The 18,449-nt window shown below is 74.7% G+C and carries 21 protein-coding genes; 12 read left to right on the forward strand and 9 right to left on the reverse strand.

Going from position 1 to position 18,449, the window contains the following annotated elements; translation table 11 throughout:
• Window positions 1–36 precede the first annotated feature (36 nt).
• Together ADEH_RS18530 and ADEH_RS18535 are read left to right on the forward strand one after the other, a co-directional pair.
• Complete coding sequence (locus tag ADEH_RS18530; RefSeq protein ID WP_011422635.1) at window positions 37–714, forward strand: hypothetical protein; 678 nt, start codon at window positions 37–39, stop codon at window positions 712–714.
• 12 nt (window positions 715–726) lie between these two features.
• A complete protein-coding gene (locus ADEH_RS18535) occupies window positions 727–1,620 on the forward strand; it encodes an ATP-binding protein (protein ID WP_011422636.1) in 894 nt (297 codons plus the stop codon).
• 10 nt (window positions 1,621–1,630) lie between these two features.
• Here ADEH_RS18535 and ADEH_RS18540 read toward each other — a convergent pair whose 3' ends face one another.
• Entirely contained in the window at window positions 1,631–2,794 is a 1,164-nt protein-coding gene (locus ADEH_RS18540) for an aspartate kinase (RefSeq protein WP_011422637.1), read from the reverse strand.
• A 120-nt stretch (window positions 2,795–2,914) separates the two neighbouring features.
• On the opposite strand from ADEH_RS18540, the gene ADEH_RS18545 reads away from it, so the two are divergent.
• Together ADEH_RS18545 and rpoZ are read left to right on the forward strand one after the other, a co-directional pair.
• Complete coding sequence (locus ADEH_RS18545; RefSeq protein WP_232287332.1) at window positions 2,915–3,532, forward strand: DUF4340 domain-containing protein; 618 nt, start codon at window positions 2,915–2,917, stop codon at window positions 3,530–3,532.
• 57 nt (window positions 3,533–3,589) lie between these two features.
• The gene (gene rpoZ / locus ADEH_RS18550; protein ID WP_011422638.1) at window positions 3,590–3,856 is read left to right on the forward strand and encodes a DNA-directed RNA polymerase subunit omega; all 267 of its coding nucleotides are present in this window, start codon (window positions 3,590–3,592) and stop codon (window positions 3,854–3,856) included.
• A gap of 55 nt (window positions 3,857–3,911) precedes the next feature.
• On the opposite strand, the gene ADEH_RS18555 is transcribed toward rpoZ, so the two are convergent.
• The gene (locus ADEH_RS18555) at window positions 3,912–4,583 is read right to left on the reverse strand and encodes a hypothetical protein (protein ID WP_011422639.1); all 672 of its coding nucleotides are present in this window, start codon (window positions 4,581–4,583) and stop codon (window positions 3,912–3,914) included.
• Complete coding sequence (locus ADEH_RS18560) at window positions 4,583–5,197, reverse strand: hypothetical protein (RefSeq protein ID WP_041453689.1); 615 nt, start codon at window positions 5,195–5,197, stop codon at window positions 4,583–4,585. Before ADEH_RS18560 ends, ADEH_RS18555 begins: the two co-directional genes overlap by 1 nt.
• 401 nt (window positions 5,198–5,598) lie before the next feature.
• Here ADEH_RS18560 and groES point away from each other — a divergent pair, with 401 nt between their 5' ends.
• From groES to ADEH_RS18585, 5 genes are all read left to right on the forward strand, one after another.
• Entirely contained in the window at window positions 5,599–5,892 is a 294-nt protein-coding gene (gene groES / locus ADEH_RS18565) for a co-chaperone GroES (RefSeq protein WP_011422641.1), read from the forward strand.
• Between the two features lie 39 nt (window positions 5,893–5,931).
• On the forward strand, window positions 5,932–7,575 hold the full coding sequence (gene groL, locus ADEH_RS18570; protein WP_011422642.1) for a chaperonin GroEL: 1,644 nt from the start codon (window positions 5,932–5,934) through the stop codon (window positions 7,573–7,575).
• A gap of 127 nt (window positions 7,576–7,702) precedes the next feature.
• The gene (locus ADEH_RS18575) at window positions 7,703–9,229 is read left to right on the forward strand and encodes a DUF1570 domain-containing protein (RefSeq protein WP_041453690.1); all 1,527 of its coding nucleotides are present in this window, start codon (window positions 7,703–7,705) and stop codon (window positions 9,227–9,229) included.
• A 67-nt stretch (window positions 9,230–9,296) separates the two neighbouring features.
• A complete protein-coding gene (locus ADEH_RS18580) occupies window positions 9,297–10,793 on the forward strand; it encodes a DUF1570 domain-containing protein (protein WP_011422644.1) in 1,497 nt (498 codons plus the stop codon).
• Window positions 10,794–10,914: 121 nt separating this feature from the next.
• Entirely contained in the window at window positions 10,915–11,229 is a 315-nt protein-coding gene (locus ADEH_RS18585; RefSeq protein WP_011422645.1) for a hypothetical protein, read from the forward strand.
• Between the two features lie 8 nt (window positions 11,230–11,237).
• Here the strand turns inward: ADEH_RS18585 and ADEH_RS18590 are convergent, their stop codons facing one another.
• Genes ADEH_RS18590 through ADEH_RS18600 form a run of 3 tightly spaced genes read right to left on the reverse strand, consistent with a single transcriptional unit; the run spans window position 11,238 to window position 14,767 of the window.
• Window positions 11,238–11,672 (reverse strand): hypothetical protein, encoded by a 435-nt coding sequence (locus ADEH_RS18590; RefSeq protein WP_011422646.1) that lies wholly within the window; start codon window positions 11,670–11,672, stop codon window positions 11,238–11,240.
• A gap of 9 nt (window positions 11,673–11,681) precedes the next feature.
• Window positions 11,682–14,018, reverse strand: coding sequence for a fimbria/pilus outer membrane usher protein (locus ADEH_RS18595; RefSeq protein WP_011422647.1), 2,337 nt, complete (start codon window positions 14,016–14,018; stop codon window positions 11,682–11,684).
• Window positions 14,015–14,767 (reverse strand): fimbrial biogenesis chaperone, encoded by a 753-nt coding sequence (locus tag ADEH_RS18600; protein WP_011422648.1) that lies wholly within the window; start codon window positions 14,765–14,767, stop codon window positions 14,015–14,017. The genes ADEH_RS18595 and ADEH_RS18600 overlap by 4 nt, the downstream gene beginning before the upstream one ends.
• Window positions 14,768–14,840: 73 nt before the next feature.
• Here ADEH_RS18600 and ADEH_RS18605 point away from each other — a divergent pair, with 73 nt between their 5' ends.
• Both ADEH_RS18605 and ADEH_RS18610 read left to right on the forward strand, forming a co-directional pair.
• Entirely contained in the window at window positions 14,841–15,323 is a 483-nt protein-coding gene (locus ADEH_RS18605) for a Csu type fimbrial protein (RefSeq protein WP_011422649.1), read from the forward strand.
• Between the two features lie 202 nt (window positions 15,324–15,525).
• Window positions 15,526–16,023, forward strand: a complete 498-nt coding sequence (locus tag ADEH_RS18610) for a Csu type fimbrial protein (RefSeq protein ID WP_011422650.1) — start codon at window positions 15,526–15,528, stop codon at window positions 16,021–16,023.
• Window positions 16,024–16,113: 90 nt separating this feature from the next.
• Here the strand turns inward: ADEH_RS18610 and ADEH_RS18615 are convergent, their stop codons facing one another.
• Together ADEH_RS18615 and ADEH_RS18620 are read right to left on the reverse strand one after the other, a co-directional pair.
• Window positions 16,114–16,731, reverse strand: coding sequence for a peptidylprolyl isomerase (locus ADEH_RS18615; protein ID WP_011422651.1), 618 nt, complete (start codon window positions 16,729–16,731; stop codon window positions 16,114–16,116).
• A gap of 70 nt (window positions 16,732–16,801) precedes the next feature.
• A complete protein-coding gene (locus ADEH_RS18620; RefSeq protein ID WP_011422652.1) occupies window positions 16,802–17,215 on the reverse strand; it encodes an MscL family protein in 414 nt (137 codons plus the stop codon).
• Here ADEH_RS18620 and aqpZ point away from each other — a divergent pair.
• A complete protein-coding gene (gene aqpZ / locus ADEH_RS18625; protein WP_011422653.1) occupies window positions 17,214–17,951 on the forward strand; it encodes an aquaporin Z in 738 nt (245 codons plus the stop codon). The genes ADEH_RS18620 and aqpZ overlap by 2 nt on opposite strands.
• A gap of 73 nt (window positions 17,952–18,024) precedes the next feature.
• Here the strand turns inward: aqpZ and mscL are convergent, their stop codons facing one another.
• Window positions 18,025–18,414, reverse strand: a complete 390-nt coding sequence (gene mscL, locus ADEH_RS18630) for a large conductance mechanosensitive channel protein MscL (RefSeq protein ID WP_041453964.1) — start codon at window positions 18,412–18,414, stop codon at window positions 18,025–18,027.
• Between the last annotated feature and the right edge of the window lie 35 nt (window positions 18,415–18,449).

Below are 18,449 nucleotides of genomic sequence, written 5' to 3' on the forward strand. Positions count from 1 at the left end.
GCTCGCTGACGGACGCGCGCGGTACCTTCCCCGGCGATGTCGGACCTTCCCCAGGGCGCGCTCGGCTACCACGCCGTGGTCACCGAGTACTTCCTCGGCCTGCGCGGGAGCGGGCTGCTCGTGTCGCCGCTCGACGAGGAGCTGATCGCCCGGTGGGAGCGGCTCGGGGTGCCGGTGGCGGTGGTGTGCCGCGGGCTGCGCCGGGGGCTCGAGGACGCGACCGCGCGCCGCGCGCCGGGCGCCTCGCCGCCGCGCTCCATCCGCGCGCTCCGCTTCGCCGTCGAGGACGAGTGGCGCGCGTACCAGGGCGGGCGCGTGGGCGACGCGCCGGCGCCGCCCGGGGAGGCCGTCGCCGCCGAGGCGCGCCTCCGCGCGGCGCGCGAGCTGGTGGCCGGCGCCGGCCGCGAGGCGGACGAGGCGCAGCGCGAGGGCTACCGCGCCGCCTGGCGCGCGCTCGCGGCGGCCGAGGCGCACGAGGGCTCGCCGCTCGAGCGGGTGGAGGCGGCGCTGGCCGCGGCCGACGCGCGCATCCTCCACGCCTGGCTCGCCACCCTCCCCCGCGCCGAGCGGGCCGCGCTCGGGCCGCGCATCCGGCTGCTGGCGGGGCCGCGGTCCCGCGGCGCGAGCCGGCGCGCGCACCGCGAGGCGCTCCGGGTCCACCTCTCCGATCTGGCCCGGAGGGCGGGGCTCACCTGCCTCCGAGGTTCGGTGTAGACTCCCGCGCCCATGCCGGATCCCCTCGACAAAGCCAGCGCCAGCGCCTGCGCCGACTGCGGCGGCACCGGCTACGTCGTCGAGCAGATCCTCGGCGCGACCGCCCGCGCGCGCCGCTGCGCCTGCCAGGCGAGCTGCCCGCGCTGCGAGGAGACCGGCTACGTGCTGGTGCCGCAGGGCGGCTCGACCGTGGCGCAGGTGTGCAGCTGCCGGCACCTCGACGAGCGCATCGCGGTGTTCAACCAGATCGCGATCCCGGCGGCGGTGGCGAAGGCGTCGTTCGAGACCTTCAAGAGCTGGTCGCCCGACCACGCCCGCGCCCGGGCGGTCGCGGAGGACTTCGCGCGCAAGTTCCGGCGCGACGCGCCCACCAAGGGCTACCTGCTCTACGGCCGGCCCGGCGCCGGCAAGACCCACCTGCTCGTCGCCACGCTGCGCTGGCTCGCGCTCGAGAAGGGCGTTTCCGGGCGGTACGTGGAGTTCATGCTGCTGCTCTCGGAGATCAAGGCCGGCTTCGACGCGAACCGCAGCCACATGGACATCCTGCGGCCGCTGCTCTCGGTGCCGGTGCTCGCCATCGACGAGCTGGGCAAGGAGCGCGGCACCGAGTGGGAGCGCTCCATGCTGGACGAGCTCATCAGCCGGCGGTTCAACTCCGGCCTCGCCACGCTCTTCGCCACCAACTACTTCCTGCGCCCGGACGAGAACCCGGTGCGCGAGGAGCCCGGCAAGCACGTGCGGACCGCGTCCCCCGAGTGGCGGCGCGACGCGGAGGCGATCACGCTCTCCCAGCGCGTGGGCGACCGCATCTACTCCCGGCTGAACGAGATGTGCACGTTCGTGAAGCTCGACCCCGGCCACGACCTGCGCAAGGACCGCGCCGGCTCCGGCGGCTTCTGGGGCTGAGCCCCGCGCGTCACCCGACGAGCTGCTCGTGCAGCCGGCGGGCGGCGTCCTTCAGGACCGCGGCGTCGCAGTAGGCCGTCACCCGCAGCGGCGAGGTGAACAGCGCCCGCGGCCGCGCGCCCAGCTCCGCCAGCGTCGCGGTCACCGCGCGCAGCACCCGGTGGCCGGCCGAGATCCCGGTCCCCACCACCGACACCGCGCCGATGGCCTCGTCCTCGGCGGCGAGCCCCGGCACCTCGGCGGCGAGCTGCGCCCGCAGCACCGGCCAGTCGTGCACGTTCTCGAGGTCGAGCGCCACGCCGGCGCGCTCCCCCGGCACCGCGATCTCCAGCGCCACCGCGCCGTGCCGCTCCAGGATCGCGAGCACGTCGCCGAGCCGCGCCGCCGGAAAGCCCAGCAGCGCGAGCCCCTTCTGCATCGCGACCCCGGCGATCCGCTCCGGGTGCGCGCCGCCCTTCACCACGGTCTCCTCGGGGCCGCCGAAGGTGGAGCGGGCGTGGATGGCGATGCCCCGCTCCTTCGCGAACTCCACCGCCTGCGCGTTCAGCACCTTCGCGCCCGCCGCGGCCAGCTCCTGCATCTCCTCGTAGGAGAGCGCCTCGAGGCGCGCGGCCGAGGGGACGACCCGCGGGTCGGCGGTGAACACGCCGGCCACGTCGGAGTAGATCTCGCAGTCGGCGCCGAGCGCCGCCGCGAGCGCCACCGCGGTGGTGTCCGACCCGCCGCGGCCGAGCGTGGTGACCTCCTTGCGCGTGGACACGCCCTGGTAGCCGGCCACGATCACCACCTTCCCCTTCGCCAGCTCCTCCTGCACGCGGAACGCGCGCACCTCGAGGATGCGGGCGGCGGAGTGGCTGTCGGTGGTGATGATCCCCGACTGGCTGCCGGTGAAGCTGATCGCCGGGACGCCCAGGTCGTTGAGCGCCATGGAGAGCAGCGCCATCGAGATGCGCTCGCCGGCGCTGAGCAGCATGTCCAGCTCGCGGCGGGCCGGGGCGGGCGAGATCTGCTTCGCGAGCGAGAGCAGGTCGTCGGTGGTGTCGCCCATGGCGGAGACCACCACGCACACGTCCTTCCCGGCGCGGCGCGCGGCGGCGACCTTCTCCGCCACCTTGCGCATCTTCTCGACGGTCCCGACCGACGAGCCGCCGTACTTCTGGACCACCACGGGCATTGGGGCACCTCCGGCGCGCGGAGGATGCCGCGACGCGGGGTCGCGGGCAAGTGCGCGCGCCGCGCCGCACGGCCCTTCGCGCCGCTCGCCACCGCCCGGGCCCTGTGGCACGTTGCCCGGGTGTCCCGCCGTGCCCTCCTCCTGCTCGCGCTCGTGCTCGCCGTGCTCGCCGGCGCCATCGCGCTCATCGCCACCACCGGCGTGCGCCTGCGCGGCCGCGAGCGGGCGGCCGGCGGCACGCGCGGCGGGGCGGTGGTGGGCGTCGCGCCGGGCCAGGTGATCGCGATCGACGTCTCGGCCGGCGGGCGTGCCGTCCGCGTGGTCCGGCGCGGCGGCGGGTGGGCGCGCGCCGGGGACGGGGCGGCGGTGGATCAGGCCGCGGTCGCCGACCTGCTCGAGTCGGCGGCGGCGCTCCGGCGGCGCGCCACGCTGGGCGGCTCCGGCGAGGAGGGCGGCGTGTTCGACCCGTACGGCCTGGCCGCGCCGCGCGCCCGGCTGGAGCTGGCGCTCGAGGGCGGCGGGGCGGCGCGGCTGGAGCTGGGCGCCGGCACGGGCGCCGACGGCGCCGCCTTCGTGCGGGCGCCGGACGGGCAGGTGGTGGCGGTGGCCGCCGACGCGGCGACGCGCGTGGAGGCGGCGATCGGGCGGCTGCTCGCGCCCGAGGGGGCTCCCCCGGCGGCGCCGGCGCCCGGACCGGCGCCAGGGCCCACAGCGGAACCCCGTCCCTTCCGAGGTTGACCCGCCCTCCCCGTCCGCTTATGTTCCGCCCTTCGCGCCGGACCGAAGGAGAAGAAGATGGCTCGCGTCACCGTCGAAGACTGCCTCCCCATGGTGGACAACCGCTTCGCGCTCGTGCTGCTCGCGACCAAGCGGACCCGCCAGCTCATGGCCGGCGCCCGCCCGCTGCAGGCGGCGAGCAAGAACAAGCCGCCGGTCCTGGCGCTGCGCGAGATCGCCACGGGCAAGGTCCGCTTCGACCGCTCGGTGCGCGACGCCCTCTCCGGCAAGTTCGACAAGGAGAAGGTCAACATCCCGGCCGGCCAGACGCGGACGCTGCGCTAGCGCGATCGCCGCCGCAGGACTCCGAGGGCGCGCCTGGCGGCGCGCCCTTTCGCGTTCACTGGAGCGTGCGCGTCCCCAGGTAGCCGAGCTTCTCGCCGCCGCCGAGCCGGTACGAGCGGCGCAGCTCGCGCAGCAGGCCGTCCACGTCGGCCTCCTCCACGTAGCGCCCCTCCAGCCAGCGCGCGTACCCGCCGCCCAGCCGGTTCGCCTCGCGGTACCGGTGCAGCTCCTCCGCGCCGAGGTGGGCGTGGTACGCGACGCGCTCGAACAGCCGGCTGCGCAGCGCCGGGCTCATGCGTCGCAGCCCGCGCCGCCACAGGTGCAGCACCAGCAGCGCGAACTTGTCCACCTCCGCCTGCACCTCGAGCTCGAGCAGCGACACCGGCCGGCCCGCGGCGGCGCGCGTCGCGAGGTAGACGAAGTGCGAGACGCCCTCGGCCGCGCAGGCGAGCCGCCCGAGCGCGCCGCGCGCGGTGAGGCGCGGGCGCGGATCGTGCGGGTCCGCGTCGGCGGCGGCCCGCATCACCTCGTCGGCGAGGTACAGGCCGAGCGCGACGCCGTCCTGCTCCTCGATCACCAGCAGCTCCTCCGGCGCCCGCGGGGCGCGCCCGGCCGCGCGCGCCGCCGCCTCGCCCATCACGAACGCGTGCACCCGCGGCGCCTCCACGCCGTAGATGGCCTCGAGCTCGTCCTGCAGGAACGCGAGCGTCGCGTCGGCGCGGCCCATCAGTGCTTCAGCCCCCGCGGCGGCGCGCCCGGGCCGCCGAACAGCGCCACCCCGCGCGCGCGGAGCCGCTCGGCGACGCGCTCGGACCGGGTCGCGAGGAAGCGCTCGTAGAGGCGCAGGAGGCCGCGGTTCGAGCGCAGGTCGGACAGCTCCGCGATCTCCGCGAACAGGTCCACGAAGTCGCCGAAGCGGCCGGCCAGCTCCTCGTAGAGCCCGTCCAGGCCCGGCCGCCGCTCGGTGCCGGCGAGCGTGCCGTACGCGCGCTCGCCCATGGCGATGTAGTAGTCCACGTCCACGAGCGAGCGCGCCAGCGAGTCGCCGAAGAAGCCCGAGACGAACAGCGCGGTGTCGCCGAGGCGGCGGAGCTCCCGGGCCCGCGCGGCCCGGTCGGCCTGCAGCGCCTTCACGAGGATGAGGGCGAGCGGCTCGGCGCGGACGGTGCCGTCCGCCTCCTCCACGAACAGCCGCTCCTTCTCCAGGAACCCGGTGAGGAGGTTCACCAGGTAGAACTCGGTGACCTCCTGGATCTTCAGGCGGCGGTGGGAGAGCGCCTCGGCGATCGCCTCCCGGAACCACTCCTGCGCGCTCTTGCCGACGAGGATCTTGTCGCTCACTGCGTCGCGGCCCTCCTCGGTGGGCGGCCCCGCGGGCGGCTGGACGGCTCGCCGCAGGGGCGCCCTCCTACCCTGAACGGTAACCTCCGCCGCGCGAGCGGCGCAACCCCGCGCCGTGAAAGGGCTTTCACCCACCCGGTCGCACCCTCGGCAGCCGCCGGATGCGACTGCCAGCCGCACCTTCGGCACTCGATCGGGGCGACTGCCAAGCCACGAATAAAAAGTTCGTCATTCCCTGCAGATACGCACCTGGCAGGCTCGCTTGACACCTCGAAGGCCGTGGTTAGGATACGCGCGCTGCTGGCAGTCGGAGCATCCGACTGCCAGCCGGCTCCAACGACCTTCGAACCCTCCCGCCGCTGGGTGGCGGGGGAGGCCAGAGCCCACAAGGAGGACACATCATGACGAAGATCCGTCCGCTGCAGGACCGCCTCATCGTGAAGCGGGTGCAGGAGGAGGAGAAGACCAAGGGCGGGATCATCATCCCGGACTCGGCCAAGGAGAAGCCCATCGAGGGCAAGGTGATCGCCGCGGGCAACGGCAAGGTCCTCGAGGACGGCAAGGTCCGCCCGCTCGACGTCAAGGCCGGCGACCGCGTCCTCTTCTCCAAGTACGCCGGCACCGAGGTCAAGATCGACGGCGAGGAGCACCTGATCATGCGCGAGGAGGACATCCTCGGCGTGATCGAAGGCTAGCGCCCGCACCCCCTCTCACGGAACACGGAGCTCAAAGACATGGCAGCCAAGGAAATCGTCTTCGATCAGAAGGCCCGCGACGCGATCCTCAAGGGCGTGAACACGCTCGCCGACGCGGTGAAGGTGACCCTCGGGCCGAAGGGCCGGAACGTGGTCATCGAGAAGAGCTTCGGCTCCCCGACCATCACCAAGGACGGCGTGACGGTCGCGAAGGAGATCGAGCTCGAGAACAAGTTCGAGAACATGGGCGCGCAGATGGTGAAGGAGGTCGCCTCCAAGACCTCCGACGTGGCCGGCGACGGCACCACCACCGCGACCGTGCTCGCCCAGGCCATCTACCGCGAGGGCTCGAAGCTCGTCGCGGCCGGCCACAACCCGATGGACGTGAAGCGCGGCATCGACAAGGCCGTCGAGGCGATCGTCGGCGAGCTGAAGAAGCTCTCCAAGCCGACCAAGGACCACAAGGAGATCGCCCAGGTCGGCATCATCTCGGCCAACGGCGACACCACCATCGGCAACATCATCGCCGAGGCGATGGAGAAGGTGGGCAAGGAGGGCGTCATCACCGTCGAGGAGGCCAAGGGCCTCGAGACGACGCTCGACGTGGTCGAGGGCATGCAGTTCGACCGCGGCTACCTCTCGCCGTACTTCGTGACGGACGCGGAGCGCATGGAGGCGGTCCTCGAGGACGCCTACATCCTCATCAACGAGAAGAAGATCTCGAACATGAAGGACCTGCTCCCGCTGCTGGAGCAGATCGCGCGCTCGGGCAAGCCGCTCATCATCGTGGCCGAGGAGGTCGAGGGTGAGGCGCTGGCGACGCTCGTCGTCAACAAGCTGCGCGGCACGCTGCACGTGTGCGCGGTGAAGGCCCCCGGCTTCGGCGACCGCCGCAAGGCCATGCTGGAGGACATCGCGATCCTCACCGGCGGCCGCATGATCGCCGAGGAGCTCGGCCTCAAGCTCGAGCAGGTCACGCTGAAGGACCTCGGCCGCGCCAAGCGCGTCACGGTGGACAAGGACAACACCACCATCGTGGACGGCGCCGGCAAGAAGGAGGACATCGAGGCCCGGGTGAAGACCATCCGCGCGCAGATCGAGGAGACCACCTCCGACTACGACCGCGAGAAGCTCCAGGAGCGCCTCGCGAAGCTGGTCGGCGGCGTCGCGGTCATCAACGTCGGCGCGGCCACCGAGACCGAGATGAAGGAGAAGAAGGCCCGCGTCGAGGACGCGCTCCACGCGACCCGCGCGGCCGTCGAGGAGGGCATCGTCCCCGGCGGCGGCGTGGCCTACCTGCGCTGCGTGAAGGCGCTCGAGGGCGTGAAGGTGAACGAGGGCGAGAAGGTCGGCCTCGACATCGTCCGCCGCGCCATCGAGGAGCCGCTCCGCCAGATCTCCGGCAACGGCGGCTACGAGGGCTCGATCGTGGTGAACAAGGTGAAGGAGGCGAAGGAGGCCGCGTTCGGCTTCAACGCCGCCACGGGCGAGTACGAGGATCTGGTGAAGGCCGGCGTCATCGACCCGACCAAGGTCTCGCGCTCCGCGCTGCAGAACGCGGCGTCGGTCGCCTCGCTGATGCTCACCACCATGGCGATGGTCGCGGAGAAGCCGAAGGAGGAGTCTGCGGCCCCCGCCGGCGGCGGCATGGGCGGCATGGGCGGGATGGGCGGCATGATGTAGGCCGTCCCGTCCTCCCGGACGGAACCGAGGGGTCGCCGGTGCGCCGGCGGCCCCTCTTCTTTTCGTGAGGACGGGGACTTCGCTCATCGTATGGACGCCGCGAGTGCGCGGTTGGTACCGTCGGTGGATGCGCCAACCGCCCCGGCCCGCCACCGCGTGGGCCCCGGTCCTCGCGATCGGGGTCGCCGCCCTCTCCGGCTGCGCGGGGGTCGGGCAGTTCCGCTGCCCGGAGCAGGGCGGACCGGACTGGCACGAGCTCCGGACCGAGCACGTCGTGCTCCAGACCGACCTCCCGTCGTGGAAGGCGAAGGAGCTCGCGGGCGAGCTCGAGCGTACGTTCGTCGTCGTGCGCACCGGCCTGTTCCGCAACCCGCCGCCCGCGCCCGGCCTGCTGCGCGTGGTGGCCTTCGCGTCCGAGAGCGAGTTCGAGCGCTTCGCGCCGATGGGCGCTGGGGCGTACTACCACCGGCCCCCGTTCTTCGCCCCGGTCGTGGTCATGCCGGGCACGCTCGGCGACGCGCAGCGAACGGTCATCGCGCACGAGCTCACCCACCACCTCACGGCGCAGCTCTTCGCGCGCCAGCCGCCCTGGTTCCGGGAGGGCCTCGCCAGCTTCATGGAGTCGATGGGCACCGAGGGCTCGCCAAGCCTGGGCGGCGCGCCGGAGCACTGGTCCTGGGTGGCCAGCGCCTACCACGGGCGAAGCATCCGGGCGGCCGACGTCCTCACCGCGAGCGCGTTCGGCGATGGCAGCGGCATGGCGGTGGCGTACGCGGAGTCGTGGGCCCTGGTGCACTTCCTCGTGAACCGGGAGCCGGAGCGGTTCGGCGCGCTGCAGGTGCGCTTCGCGCGCGGGCAGGATCCCGCGGCCGCCTGGCGGGAGGTCTTCCCGGAGTGGGATCCCACCGCCGCAGACGGTGCGCGGGCGCTGGACGAGGCGCTGGACCGGTACCTGAACCACCACGGCACGTACGCCTCCCGCCCCGTCCGGCTGCCCCCGGCGCCCCGGGTGACGGACCGGCCGATGACGGCCGCCGAGGCGCACGCGGCGCGCCTGTCCCTGCTCTGGTTCGAGCCGCGGGTCCGGTACGACGCGCCCTGGCTCCGCGCGGAGGTGGAGCACGCGCTCACGCACGACCCGGGCCACGTGGATGCCCTGGCGCTGCACGCGGCCGCAGCGGGGCCGGAGGAGGCCCTCCGGCTCATGGAGCGCGCGACCGCGGCGCATCCGGAGGACGCGCGCGCGTGGCTGGTGCTCGCGGCGCTGCTCCCCCCGGGCCAGGAGGAGCGGCGGCTCGAGGCGCTGCAGCGGGCGGTGGCGGCCGACGACGCGAGCGCCGCTGCGCTGCGCGTGTCCGCCCAGTTCCTGCTCGGCGCGGGCCGCTCCGGGGAGGCGCTGCCGCTCGCGCGCCGCGCGGTGGCGATGGAACCGTGGAACATCGGGGCCCTCGTCACGCTCTCCAGCGTGCTCGAGGACCTGGGCCAGTGTCCCGAGGCGCTCGCGCTCCAGCGGCGCGCCGTGGACGTGTTCCCGGACGGCGGCGACGCCGCCGCGTGGGCCTCGCTCGTCCAGAGGAGGACGCGCCTCGAGAGCGCCTGCGGGCAATCCCCGCGCGCGCCTGCCCCGGCGACTGCGCCCGCCGCGGCGCCTTGACCACGTGAGGACGGAATCTTCGCTGCGGGTGTGGACGACCCGCGAGAGCGGTTGGTACCGTGGGTGGATGCGTCCCCTCCTCTGCAGGACCGCCGCCCTCGCTGCCATCCTCGCCCTCGGCGCCACCGCCCGCGCGGACGACTTCCGCTGCCCGGATCGTGGCGGCCCGGCGTGGCGCGAGCTCCGCACCGCGAACATCCTGCTCCAGACCGACCTCTCCTCGGGCAAGGCCCAGGACCTCGCGCGCGAGCTGGACCGCATCTACGACGTGGTCCGGATCGCGCTGTTCCGCCGACCGCCGCCGACCGTCGCGCCCATGCGCGTGGTGGCCTTCCAGTCGGAGGAGGAGTTCCATCTGTTCGCCCCGAAGGACGCCACCGCGTACCACATGAGCGGCACGCGGCTCGGCGCGGTCATGCTGACGCCCGGCCTGCTCGCCGACTCGCAGCGGATCGTGGCGGTGCACGAGATCACCCACCACGTGACCACGCCGCTCTTCGCCCGGCAGCCCCGCTGGTTCGCCGAGGGGCTCGCCTGCTACATGGAGTCGATGGCCATGACCGGGGTGGACAACACCCCCACGGTCGGCGGCCTCCCCCGGCACCGCTACCACACGGTCTTCCCGTACCACGGCGGCGCGGCGAAGGTGCTCCGCTCGAACGACCTGCTCGGCGACGACGCCACGCGCTCGTACGCGATCGCCTGGGCGCTGGTCCACTTCCTCGTGAACCGCCAGCCACAGCAGTTCGCCGAGCTGCAGGGCCGCTTCCTCCGCGGACAGGATCCGGAGGTCGCCTGGCGCGAGGTGTTCCCGCAGTGGGACCCGGCGACCGAACAGGGCGGAAAGGCGCTCGACAAGGAGATCGGCGGGTACCTGCGCGCCGGGAAGTACAGCTACCGCGGCGTGCGCCTTCCCGAGGCGGCGCCGATCCGCGAGCGCCCCATGAGCGCCGCGGAGGCACACACGATCCGGCTCTCGCTGCCCTGGGTCGATCGCGGTGAGAAGGCGGGCCCAGCGCGCCTGAAGGCGGAGATCGAGGAGGCGCTCGCCCACGACCCCGGGCACGTGGCGGCGCTCGAGCGGATGGCCGAGGGTCAGGCGGATGGAGCGCTCGCGCTCGCCGAGCGCGCCACGGCCGCCCACCCCGAGGACGCGCGCGCCTGGTTGTTCCTCGCACGGACCACCCGAGACGGCGAGCGGCGCATCGGCGCGCTCCGCAAGGCCGTGGAGACGGATGGGGCGAGCGCCGAGGCGGCGAACGATCTCGCCTGGACGCTGCTCCAGGCCGGCCGCTCCGGTGAGGCGTTGCCGCTCGCGCGCCGGGCGGTGGCGACAGAGCCGTGGAACGGAGGGATCATCGACACGCTCGCCGCGGTGCTCGAGGACTTGGGCCAGTGCCCCGAGGCGCTCGCGCTGCAGCGCCGCGCCGTGGACGTGCTGCCGGAAGGCGTCAGCCCCGCCGCGCGGGCCGCGCTCGTCGAGCGGAGGTCGCGCCTGGAGGCCGCCTGCGGCCGGCCGCAGCCCGCGACGGCGCCGGCGCCGGCTCCCGCCGCGGCGCCCTGACGCGGCGGACCGCGGCCCCACGCCGCTGCGCGCGCCGGCGCAACTCCGTCCGGAGAGCCCCGCGCCGCGGAACCCGAAATCCGCCGCCCCTCCCCGGCTCCCGCGGGAGCACGATCCGTCCATGACCAGGCGAACGATGCAGCGGGCCAAGGTGGAGCGTCCGGGGGACGTGGGCATCGACCTGCCCGCCGGCGCGGCGGCGGAGGCGCTCCGGCCGTCGGACTATCACCTCGTCGAGATGGAGCCTGCGGAGCCGCGTCCGGTCCGCGCGCACCACGGGCCGCGGGCGCACGCCGCGGAGGTGGAGCGCCCGGGCGACGTCGGCATGGACCTGCCGGCCGGCGCGGCGGCGGCCGAGCTCCGCCCGTCCGACTACCACCCGGTCGAGATGGAGCCCGCCACCCGGGGGCGGGCGAAGCGGCGCACGCATCACTGAGCGTGACGTCAGCGGCCGGGGCCGGGCGGGAGCGCAAACAGCGCGTCCGCCGCGGCGCCGAACGCGCCGGCCACCTGCGCCGGGAACAGCAGCACCGGCAGCGCCAGGGCGGCGCCGGCGAGCACCGCCCAGGCGAGCGGGTGCGCCGTGTCGGTCTGCGTCGCCAGGAACACCGACGCGCCGAACAGGAGCAGCGTGAGCGTGCCGCCCACCAGCAGGGCGGCCGGGCCGGAGAAGCCGAGCAGCCGCAGCGCGCCCGCGATGGCGACGAGGCCCGCCAGGTTGAGGAGGTCGCGCCCGCTCCCGGCCCACCACGCCTGCCGCTCCTCGCGGAGGAGGCGCAGCCCCACCTCCTGCACCCACAGGAACCCGGCCACCGCGAGGACGTACGCCGCCATCGCCCCCAGGCGCGCCATCCCCGCCGGACCGAGCACCGTCCACATGGGAGGAGTCTAGCGCGAGGCGAGCAGCGCGCACGTCACCTGCCCGACGTCGAGCAGCGGCGGCGCCCCGGCCGGCACCTCGATCGCGAACGTGCAGGTCTGGCCGTGCCAGAGCACGTGCGCGCGGTGCGTCCCGGCGGGCAGGCCGTCCAGCCAGAACTCGCCCTGCCCGCCCACCGGCGACGAGAACACGCGCCGGCTCGCCAGCACCACCACCGTGCCGTACGCCGGCACGGCGTCGTGCCCCGGCATCCGCACCCGCCCCTGCACCGCGCGCAGGCGCTCCACGTCGAACACCACCACCGCGCCGCCGCGGCGGGGTGGGCCCACCACCCGCTCGGTGGCGCCCACCGAGTGGTCGATGGGGACGTCCGCGTCGGCGATGGAGAGCCGGTTGCCGCCGTAGGGCAGCAGCCCGGGCACGAGCAGGTCGCCGCCGCGGCCGGTGCGCCCCACCGGCTGGTTGTTGAGGTAGGCGTGCACGCCCGGGACGCCCGGGACGCGCACCACCGCGTAGCTGCCCTCGACCGGCCGCGCCGCGAAGACGCGCCCGTCCATGAGCACCAGCGCGCCGGACGCGGTGGCGGTGCCCACCTCGCCGAAGCGGGTCCGGTCCCAGGTCAGCTCGTAGCGGCCGAAGGACGACTGCGCCTGGCCCAGCGCGGAGACGTCGGTCTGGCCCGCCCAGCGATCGGTGCGCACGCGGTAGCCGTAGCCCTCGCCCAGCGGGAGCGGCCGCTGGATGCCGGCGCCGGTCCGCGCCTCGCCGTCCTGCACCCGCGTGCCGGCGTCGAGCGTGGTGGCGCGGAGGCCGGTAATCGCCAGCCCGGCGGTGGCCGTCCACTGCGCCGTGCCGCCCGCGCCGGAGACGCCGGTGCCGAGCTGCAGGTGGACGCCCCGCGCCATGCGCACGTAGGCGGTGAAGTCGGCCGCCGAGCGGGCGCTCCCGTCGGCGTAGCGCGTGGTGGAGGCGCCGAGCTGCCCGGTGAGCCAGCCCACCGGCGACCAGGAGACGTTCGCGCCGCTGCGCCAGAGCATGCGCGGGAGCAGGGCGCCGGAGGTGGTGGTGAGGTAGCAGCGCGACGTCCAGGTGTGGTCGAGCCCGAGCCAGGCCCGGCGCAGGCCGAGGCGCCAGCCGGCGAGCGCCGCGCCGCCCAGCGCGCCGGCGTGCCCGCTCGCGGCGCCGCCCAGCTGCAGCTCGCCCACCGGCAGGCCCACGACCGCGGAGAGCCCGCCGCTCGCGAGGTCCGGTGAGGCCTCCAGCCGCGCGCCCGCCGTGAACCAGTCGGTCACGCCCAGCCGGTGGCTCCCGAGCAGCATGGGCCGGCCGTAGTTCCAGCTCTCCAGGCCGAACGCGCGCCGCTGCGGCCCGGCGTACCAGGAGAACGCGTGGAACCCCTTCGCGAGCAGGCCCTGGGCTTGGTAGCGCGAGGCGTCCACCTCCTCGGTGCGCCCGAACGCGTCGCGCACCACCACCCGCACGTCGTTCTGGCCGGTGGTCACCGGCAGGTTGGAGAGGTCGTAGGTGCCGGGCGCGACCTGCATGGTGCGCACCAGCGCGCCGTTCACCCAGACCTCGACGGTGGAGGGGCTGGAGGCGAACGCCGAGACCTGCGGGAGCGGCGTGGTGCGGCGGTACGGATCGAGCGCCGGCTCGCGCGAGATCCCGAGGCCGCCCAGGATGGGCGCGCCGCCGAGCGGCTGCGCGGGGACGATGGCGTCACCTAGCGTGAACCGGATCATCGGGCCCGGCTCCTCGCGGGTGAGCGCGGTGAGCCCGCGGATCACCCGGCCGTCCGGGTCCACCGAGGCGCTCCCCAGCGCCAGGTGGCGCGAGAAGCTGACGCCGGCCTCGCCGAAGCCGGTCAGCTCGCGGCCGGTGGTCCCGCGGGCCGAGTAGTTGAGGAACGCGCCGGGCGACTCGCGCAGCTCGAGGCCGGCCGGGCGGCGCAGCGTGTCGAGGTCGAGCGCCTTGCGCCCCAGGAGCGCCGGACCGGCGGTGAGCCGGAGCGTGAGGGCGGCCTCGTCCACCTCGAACTCGAGCCGCGGCGCGAGCGAGCGGAGCGACACCAGCTCGCGCCCGTTCGCGCTGCGCCGCGCGCCGTCGCCGGCGGCGACGCCCAGGCGCTCCAGGTCGGCCGGCGCGACCCAGGCGTCGCCGTCATCGAGCACCACCAGCACCGGCTCGCCCTCGGCGTCGTTCACGATGGGCAGCAGGAACGCCGGCCGCGGGCCGGCGGCCGGCGCGGCGGGGACGGGGTCCACGTCGGATGAGGGCTGGGCGCGAGCCCCGGCGGCGGCGGCGAACGCCGCGAGCGCCAGGGCCAGCGTCCGCGCGGCGGTCACGGCCCGCAGGCGCCCGGCGGGATCGGGGCCGACGCCTTCACCTCGCCCGTGTCGAGGGTCGCCGTGACGGTGGCGGTGACGGCCGCGGCGCGCGCGGCGGCGCACACGGCCTCGCCGAGCGCGACCTCGTAGCGGCGCTCGCCGCCCGCCAGCACGTACCAGCTCTCCAGGTCCTTCTCGAGCAGCGGGGCGCCCGAGGCGCCGCGCACCACCAGGCGCACCGCGCTGGGCCGGAAGCGCGCGTTGCCCTCGTTGCGCAGCAGCGCCGTGAGCTTGCCCGCCGCGACCGCGGGCGGCGCCACCACCGCGCGCACCACCGGCGCGGCCGGCGCCACGAACACCGGGATGCTGATCCGGGTGAGCACCCGAACCTCGGCGGCGGACACGTCGGCCGGGGGCGGCAGCTCCTCCAGGTACACGCGGAAGCTCCGCTCGGCCGGCCCGGGCGCGAGCTCGGTGCCGACGCGCACGTTGCGGCTCGTCCCGGGGGCGATCTCGAGCAGCGGCGGGAACGCGAGGAGCTGCGTGGTCGGCTCGACGCCCATCACGCCGGCCGCGTCCTGCGCCCAGGAGGCCGTCCGCACCTGCACGCGGAGCGGCGTCGCGCCGGAGTTGCGCACCTCGAGCAGCGCGGTCCGGCCGCGCGGCCCCAGCTCGACGAGGATCGGCTTCACGTCGATCTGGCCCGCGCGCGCGGGCGCCGCGGCGGCGAGCAGCAGGACGAGGGTCGCGCGGGCGAGCAGGGTCATGGGGTCGGCACCGTCCCGGCGGAGGATTTCCGGACGGAGGCCCGTCACGGTATACGAAACGACGGACCGATCAATGAATCGGCGGCTGCCACATCCCCCGACGTCCTGCGCCCTCGCGCTCCTCCTGGCGACGGCGCTATCGCTCGTCGCGCCAGCCGCGGCGCGCGCGGCGAGCTGCAGCCTGACCATGGGCACGTCGATCGCGTTCGGCGCCTACGACCCGCTCTCCCCCGTGCCGCTCACCACCACCGGCATGCTGCAGTACCGCTGCTCGCGCGGGCAGCCCATCCGCATCACGTTCACCGCCGGAAGCTCCGGCGACGTGTACGCCCGCACGCTGCGCCAGGGACCCTGGACGCTCGCGTACAACCTGTATGCGGACGCGGGCTTCGGGACGGTCTGGGGGGACGGCACCGGCGGCACCGCGGCCGCGCCCGCCGTCACCACGCTCTCGAACGGCCTCACCGTGGCCTACGTCTTCGGGCGCATCCCCGCGCGGCAGGAGCCGCCGGTCGGCCCGTACTCCGACACCATCGTGGTGACGTTCGAGTTCTGACCGCGCGTCCGCGCGCGCAGCCTGCGCCCGGACGATATCGCGGACGAGCCGGACCCACCGCGGCGCCTGCGCGGCGACAGCGCCCCCGCGTTGACCACGGGTCACGCGCTCTTCACGTGGGATGGGGATGCCGGGCGGCCTCGACCCCGGTTAGCGTCCGAGCCTCGCGATCTCGCGAACGTTCACCCAAGGAGTCATCCACATGCAGAAGCTCGCCCTGCGCCTCGCGCTCGCCATCGCCGCCCTCACCCTCACCGCCGGCGCCGCTCGTGCTGCGAGCGCGACCGCCACCCTCGACGTCACCGCCACGGTGGTCCCCTCCTGCACGATCGCCGCCACGCCGGTCGCGTTCGGCAGCTACGACCCGCTCGTCACGAACGCCGCCACGGCGCTCGACGCGCAGGGCACCGTGACGGTCACCTGCACGACCGGCACGGCGTACACCGTGGGTCTCGGCGCCGGGAACAGCGGCAGCGGCAGCCGCGCCATGCAGCACGCCTCGATCGCCGGCGCGCAGCTCCCGTACGAGCTCTACCAGGAGGCGGCCCGCACCACGGTCTGGGACAGCACGGTCATGCAGGCCGGCACCGCCGCGAGCATCACCCCGGTCCAGTACACGGTGTACGGCCGCATCCCGGCCGCCCAGAACGTCCCGACCGGCAACTACGCCGACGCGGTCGTCGCCACCGTCACGTTCTAGCCGCTCGCCGTCGCCGCACCCTGCGCGCCGGTCCGCACCCGCGGGCCGGCGCGCGCTCCCGACACGTCACGATCCGTCAAGGGCGACCGCCTACCGCTGCGCCGCGCCGGCCGGGCCGACCACCCGCGCCGCGAGGATGCGGACCGGCGGCGACAGCGCCTGGCCCTTCGCCGGCGCCCTGTGGATGCGCCGCACCACGTCCATGCCGCGCACCACCCGGCCGAACGCGGCGAAGCCCTGGCCGTCCGGGTTGCGGCGGCCGCCGAAGTCCAGCTCCGGCTGCGCGCCCACGCAGACGAAGAAGTCGCTGGTGGCCGTGTCCGGTCCCGCGCGCGCCATCGAGATCGCGCCGTCCACGTGGCGCAGCCCCGTGTCGCGCGTGCGCTCCAGCCGGATGGGCGCGTGGTCGCGCTCCGCCCGCGCCGGCGCCACGCCCGCCTGCACCACGTCGATCTTCACCGGGCTGGCTGGCTGGTTGCCGGGGCGCACCGTGCGATGGAACCGGCCGCCGTCGTAGCGCCCCTCGCGCACGTAGCGGAGGAAGTTGGCCACCGTCGCCGGCGCGCGCGCCGCGTCCAGCACCAGCTCGAGCTCGCCGAGCTCGGTCGTCATCACGACGTGGACCGGGGCCGCAGGCGCCGGCGGCGAGGCCGCGGGGGTCGCGGGGGCGGCGGCGAGCAGCAGCGCGAGGAGCGGGGACGCGATCATTCAGCCAGCGTAGCGCCCGATGCGGCCCACGCCATTTCTCCACACGCGGCGGCGCCGCCGGGGCACGCCGTCATCGCCGCAGCGCGTCCCGGATGTCGCGCAGCAGGACGACCTCCTCCGGAGGCGCGGGCGGCGGAGGCGGCGGCTCGGCCCTCCGCAGCCGGTTGAACTGCTTCACCATCAGGAAGACGATGAACGCCAGGATCAGGAAGTTCAGGGCGACGGTGAGGAAGCTGCCGTACGCGAAGACTGGCACGCGCGCCTTCTTCATGGCGTCGAGCGCACGGGGAACACCCGGCGGGATCTCCCTCAGGGCCACGAAGTAGTCCTTGAAGTCGAAGCCTCCCCACCGGGCGGCGCCGCGCCGCACCCCCTTGGCCGCACTCGGATGGCCCGCCCGCCTCCACGCACGATCCGTGCTATCGGAAGCGCACCGGAAGCTCACGTCGCGAGCGTGGAGGCACGCGCGGAGGTCGATCGTCATGCCTTTGGCCCACCGGATGGCAGCGGAGTTCGTCGGTACGTTCTGGCTCGTCCTCGGCGGTTGCGGCAGCGCGGTCCTCGCCGCCGCGGTCCCTGAGCTGGGGATCGGGTTCCACGGCGTCGCGCTCGCGTTCGGGCTGACCGTGCTCACGATGGCGTTCGCGATCGGGCACGTGTCCGGCTGTCACCTCAACCCCGCGGTGACGGTGGGACTCACCGTCGCGCGTCGCTTCCCCGGCGCCGACGTCGGGCCGTACGTCGTCGCGCAGGTGCTCGGCGCCGTGGCCGGGGCCGGCGTGCTGTACCTCATCGCGTCCGGCAGGGCGGGCTTCGACGTCACGGCAGGCTTCGCGTCCAACGGCTTCGCAGAGCACTCGCCCGGCGGGTACGCGATGGGCGCGTGCTTCCTGACCGAGCTGGTGATGACGTTCGCGTTCCTGTTCGTGATCCTGGGCGCGACCGACGAGCGCGCGCCGAAGGGCCTCGCCCCGATCGCGATCGGGCTCTGCCTCACGCTCGTCCACCTCGTCAGCATCCCCGTCACCAACACCTCGGTGAACCCCGCCCGGTCCACCGGGCCGGCGCTGTTCGCGGGCGGCTGGGCGCTCGCGCAGCTGTGGATGTTCTGGATCGCGCCCATCGTGGGCGCGGCGCTGGCGGGGGTCGTCTACCCGCTCGTCGCCGGCGGCCGCGCCGCGCAGCGTCGAGCGACGACCTCGCACGCGAGCGCGGCCTGACGCACCCGCACGAGCGCCCGGTTCACGGCGGCGGAGCCCCGCGCACCGCGAGGCTCCGGGCGGCAGCGCCTCGTCACCGCCGCAGCGCGTCCCGGATCTCGCGCAGCAGGACGACGTCCTCCGGAGGCGCGGCGGGCGCGGGCGGCGGCTCGGCCTTCTTCAGCCGGTTGAACTGCTTCACCATGAGGAAGATGATGAACGCCAGGATGATGAAGTTGATGGCGATGGTGATGAAGCTGCCGTAGGCGAAGACCGGGACCCCCGCCTTCTTGACCGCGTCGAGGGCGTGGGGGACACCCGGCGGGATCTCCTTCAAGGCCACGAAGTAGTCCTTGAAGTCGAAGCCCCCGAAGATCGCGCCGACCACGGGCATCACGAGATCGTTGACGATCGAGTCCACTATCTGCCCGAAGGCGGCGCCGATGATGACGCCCACCGCCAGGTCGACCACGTTCCCCTTCAGCGGTGACGGGCGCGAAGGCGACGGCGCGGTGACGC

This window comes from Anaeromyxobacter dehalogenans 2CP-C, assembly GCF_000013385.1.
Taxonomy (GTDB): domain Bacteria; phylum Myxococcota; class Myxococcia; order Myxococcales; family Anaeromyxobacteraceae; genus Anaeromyxobacter; species Anaeromyxobacter dehalogenans_B.

Coding starts and splice junctions, on each gene's coding strand:
- ADEH_RS18530 (WP_011422635.1), top strand. CDS start 37: ATGTCGGACCTTCCCCAGGGCGCGCTCGGCTACCACGCCGTGGTCACC.
- ADEH_RS18535 (WP_011422636.1), top strand. CDS start 727: ATGCCGGATCCCCTCGACAAAGCCAGCGCCAGCGCCTGCGCCGACTGC.
- ADEH_RS18540 (WP_011422637.1), bottom strand. CDS start 2,794: ATGCCCGTGGTGGTCCAGAAGTACGGCGGCTCGTCGGTCGGGACCGTC.
- rpoZ (WP_011422638.1), top strand. CDS start 3,590: ATGGCTCGCGTCACCGTCGAAGACTGCCTCCCCATGGTGGACAACCGC.
- ADEH_RS18555 (WP_011422639.1), bottom strand. CDS start 4,583: ATGGGCCGCGCCGACGCGACGCTCGCGTTCCTGCAGGACGAGCTCGAG.
- groES (WP_011422641.1), top strand. CDS start 5,599: ATGACGAAGATCCGTCCGCTGCAGGACCGCCTCATCGTGAAGCGGGTG.
- groL (WP_011422642.1), top strand. CDS start 5,932: ATGGCAGCCAAGGAAATCGTCTTCGATCAGAAGGCCCGCGACGCGATC.
- ADEH_RS18575 (WP_041453690.1), top strand. CDS start 7,703: ATGCGCCAACCGCCCCGGCCCGCCACCGCGTGGGCCCCGGTCCTCGCG.
- ADEH_RS18580 (WP_011422644.1), top strand. CDS start 9,297: ATGCGTCCCCTCCTCTGCAGGACCGCCGCCCTCGCTGCCATCCTCGCC.
- ADEH_RS18585 (WP_011422645.1), top strand. CDS start 10,915: ATGACCAGGCGAACGATGCAGCGGGCCAAGGTGGAGCGTCCGGGGGAC.
- ADEH_RS18590 (WP_011422646.1), bottom strand. CDS start 11,672: ATGTGGACGGTGCTCGGTCCGGCGGGGATGGCGCGCCTGGGGGCGATG.
- ADEH_RS18600 (WP_011422648.1), bottom strand. CDS start 14,767: ATGACCCTGCTCGCCCGCGCGACCCTCGTCCTGCTGCTCGCCGCCGCG.
- ADEH_RS18605 (WP_011422649.1), top strand. CDS start 14,841: ATGAATCGGCGGCTGCCACATCCCCCGACGTCCTGCGCCCTCGCGCTC.
- ADEH_RS18610 (WP_011422650.1), top strand. CDS start 15,526: ATGCAGAAGCTCGCCCTGCGCCTCGCGCTCGCCATCGCCGCCCTCACC.
- ADEH_RS18615 (WP_011422651.1), bottom strand. CDS start 16,731: ATGATCGCGTCCCCGCTCCTCGCGCTGCTGCTCGCCGCCGCCCCCGCG.
- aqpZ (WP_011422653.1), top strand. CDS start 17,214: ATGCCTTTGGCCCACCGGATGGCAGCGGAGTTCGTCGGTACGTTCTGG.
- ADEH_RS18620 (WP_011422652.1), bottom strand. CDS start 17,215: ATGACGATCGACCTCCGCGCGTGCCTCCACGCTCGCGACGTGAGCTTC.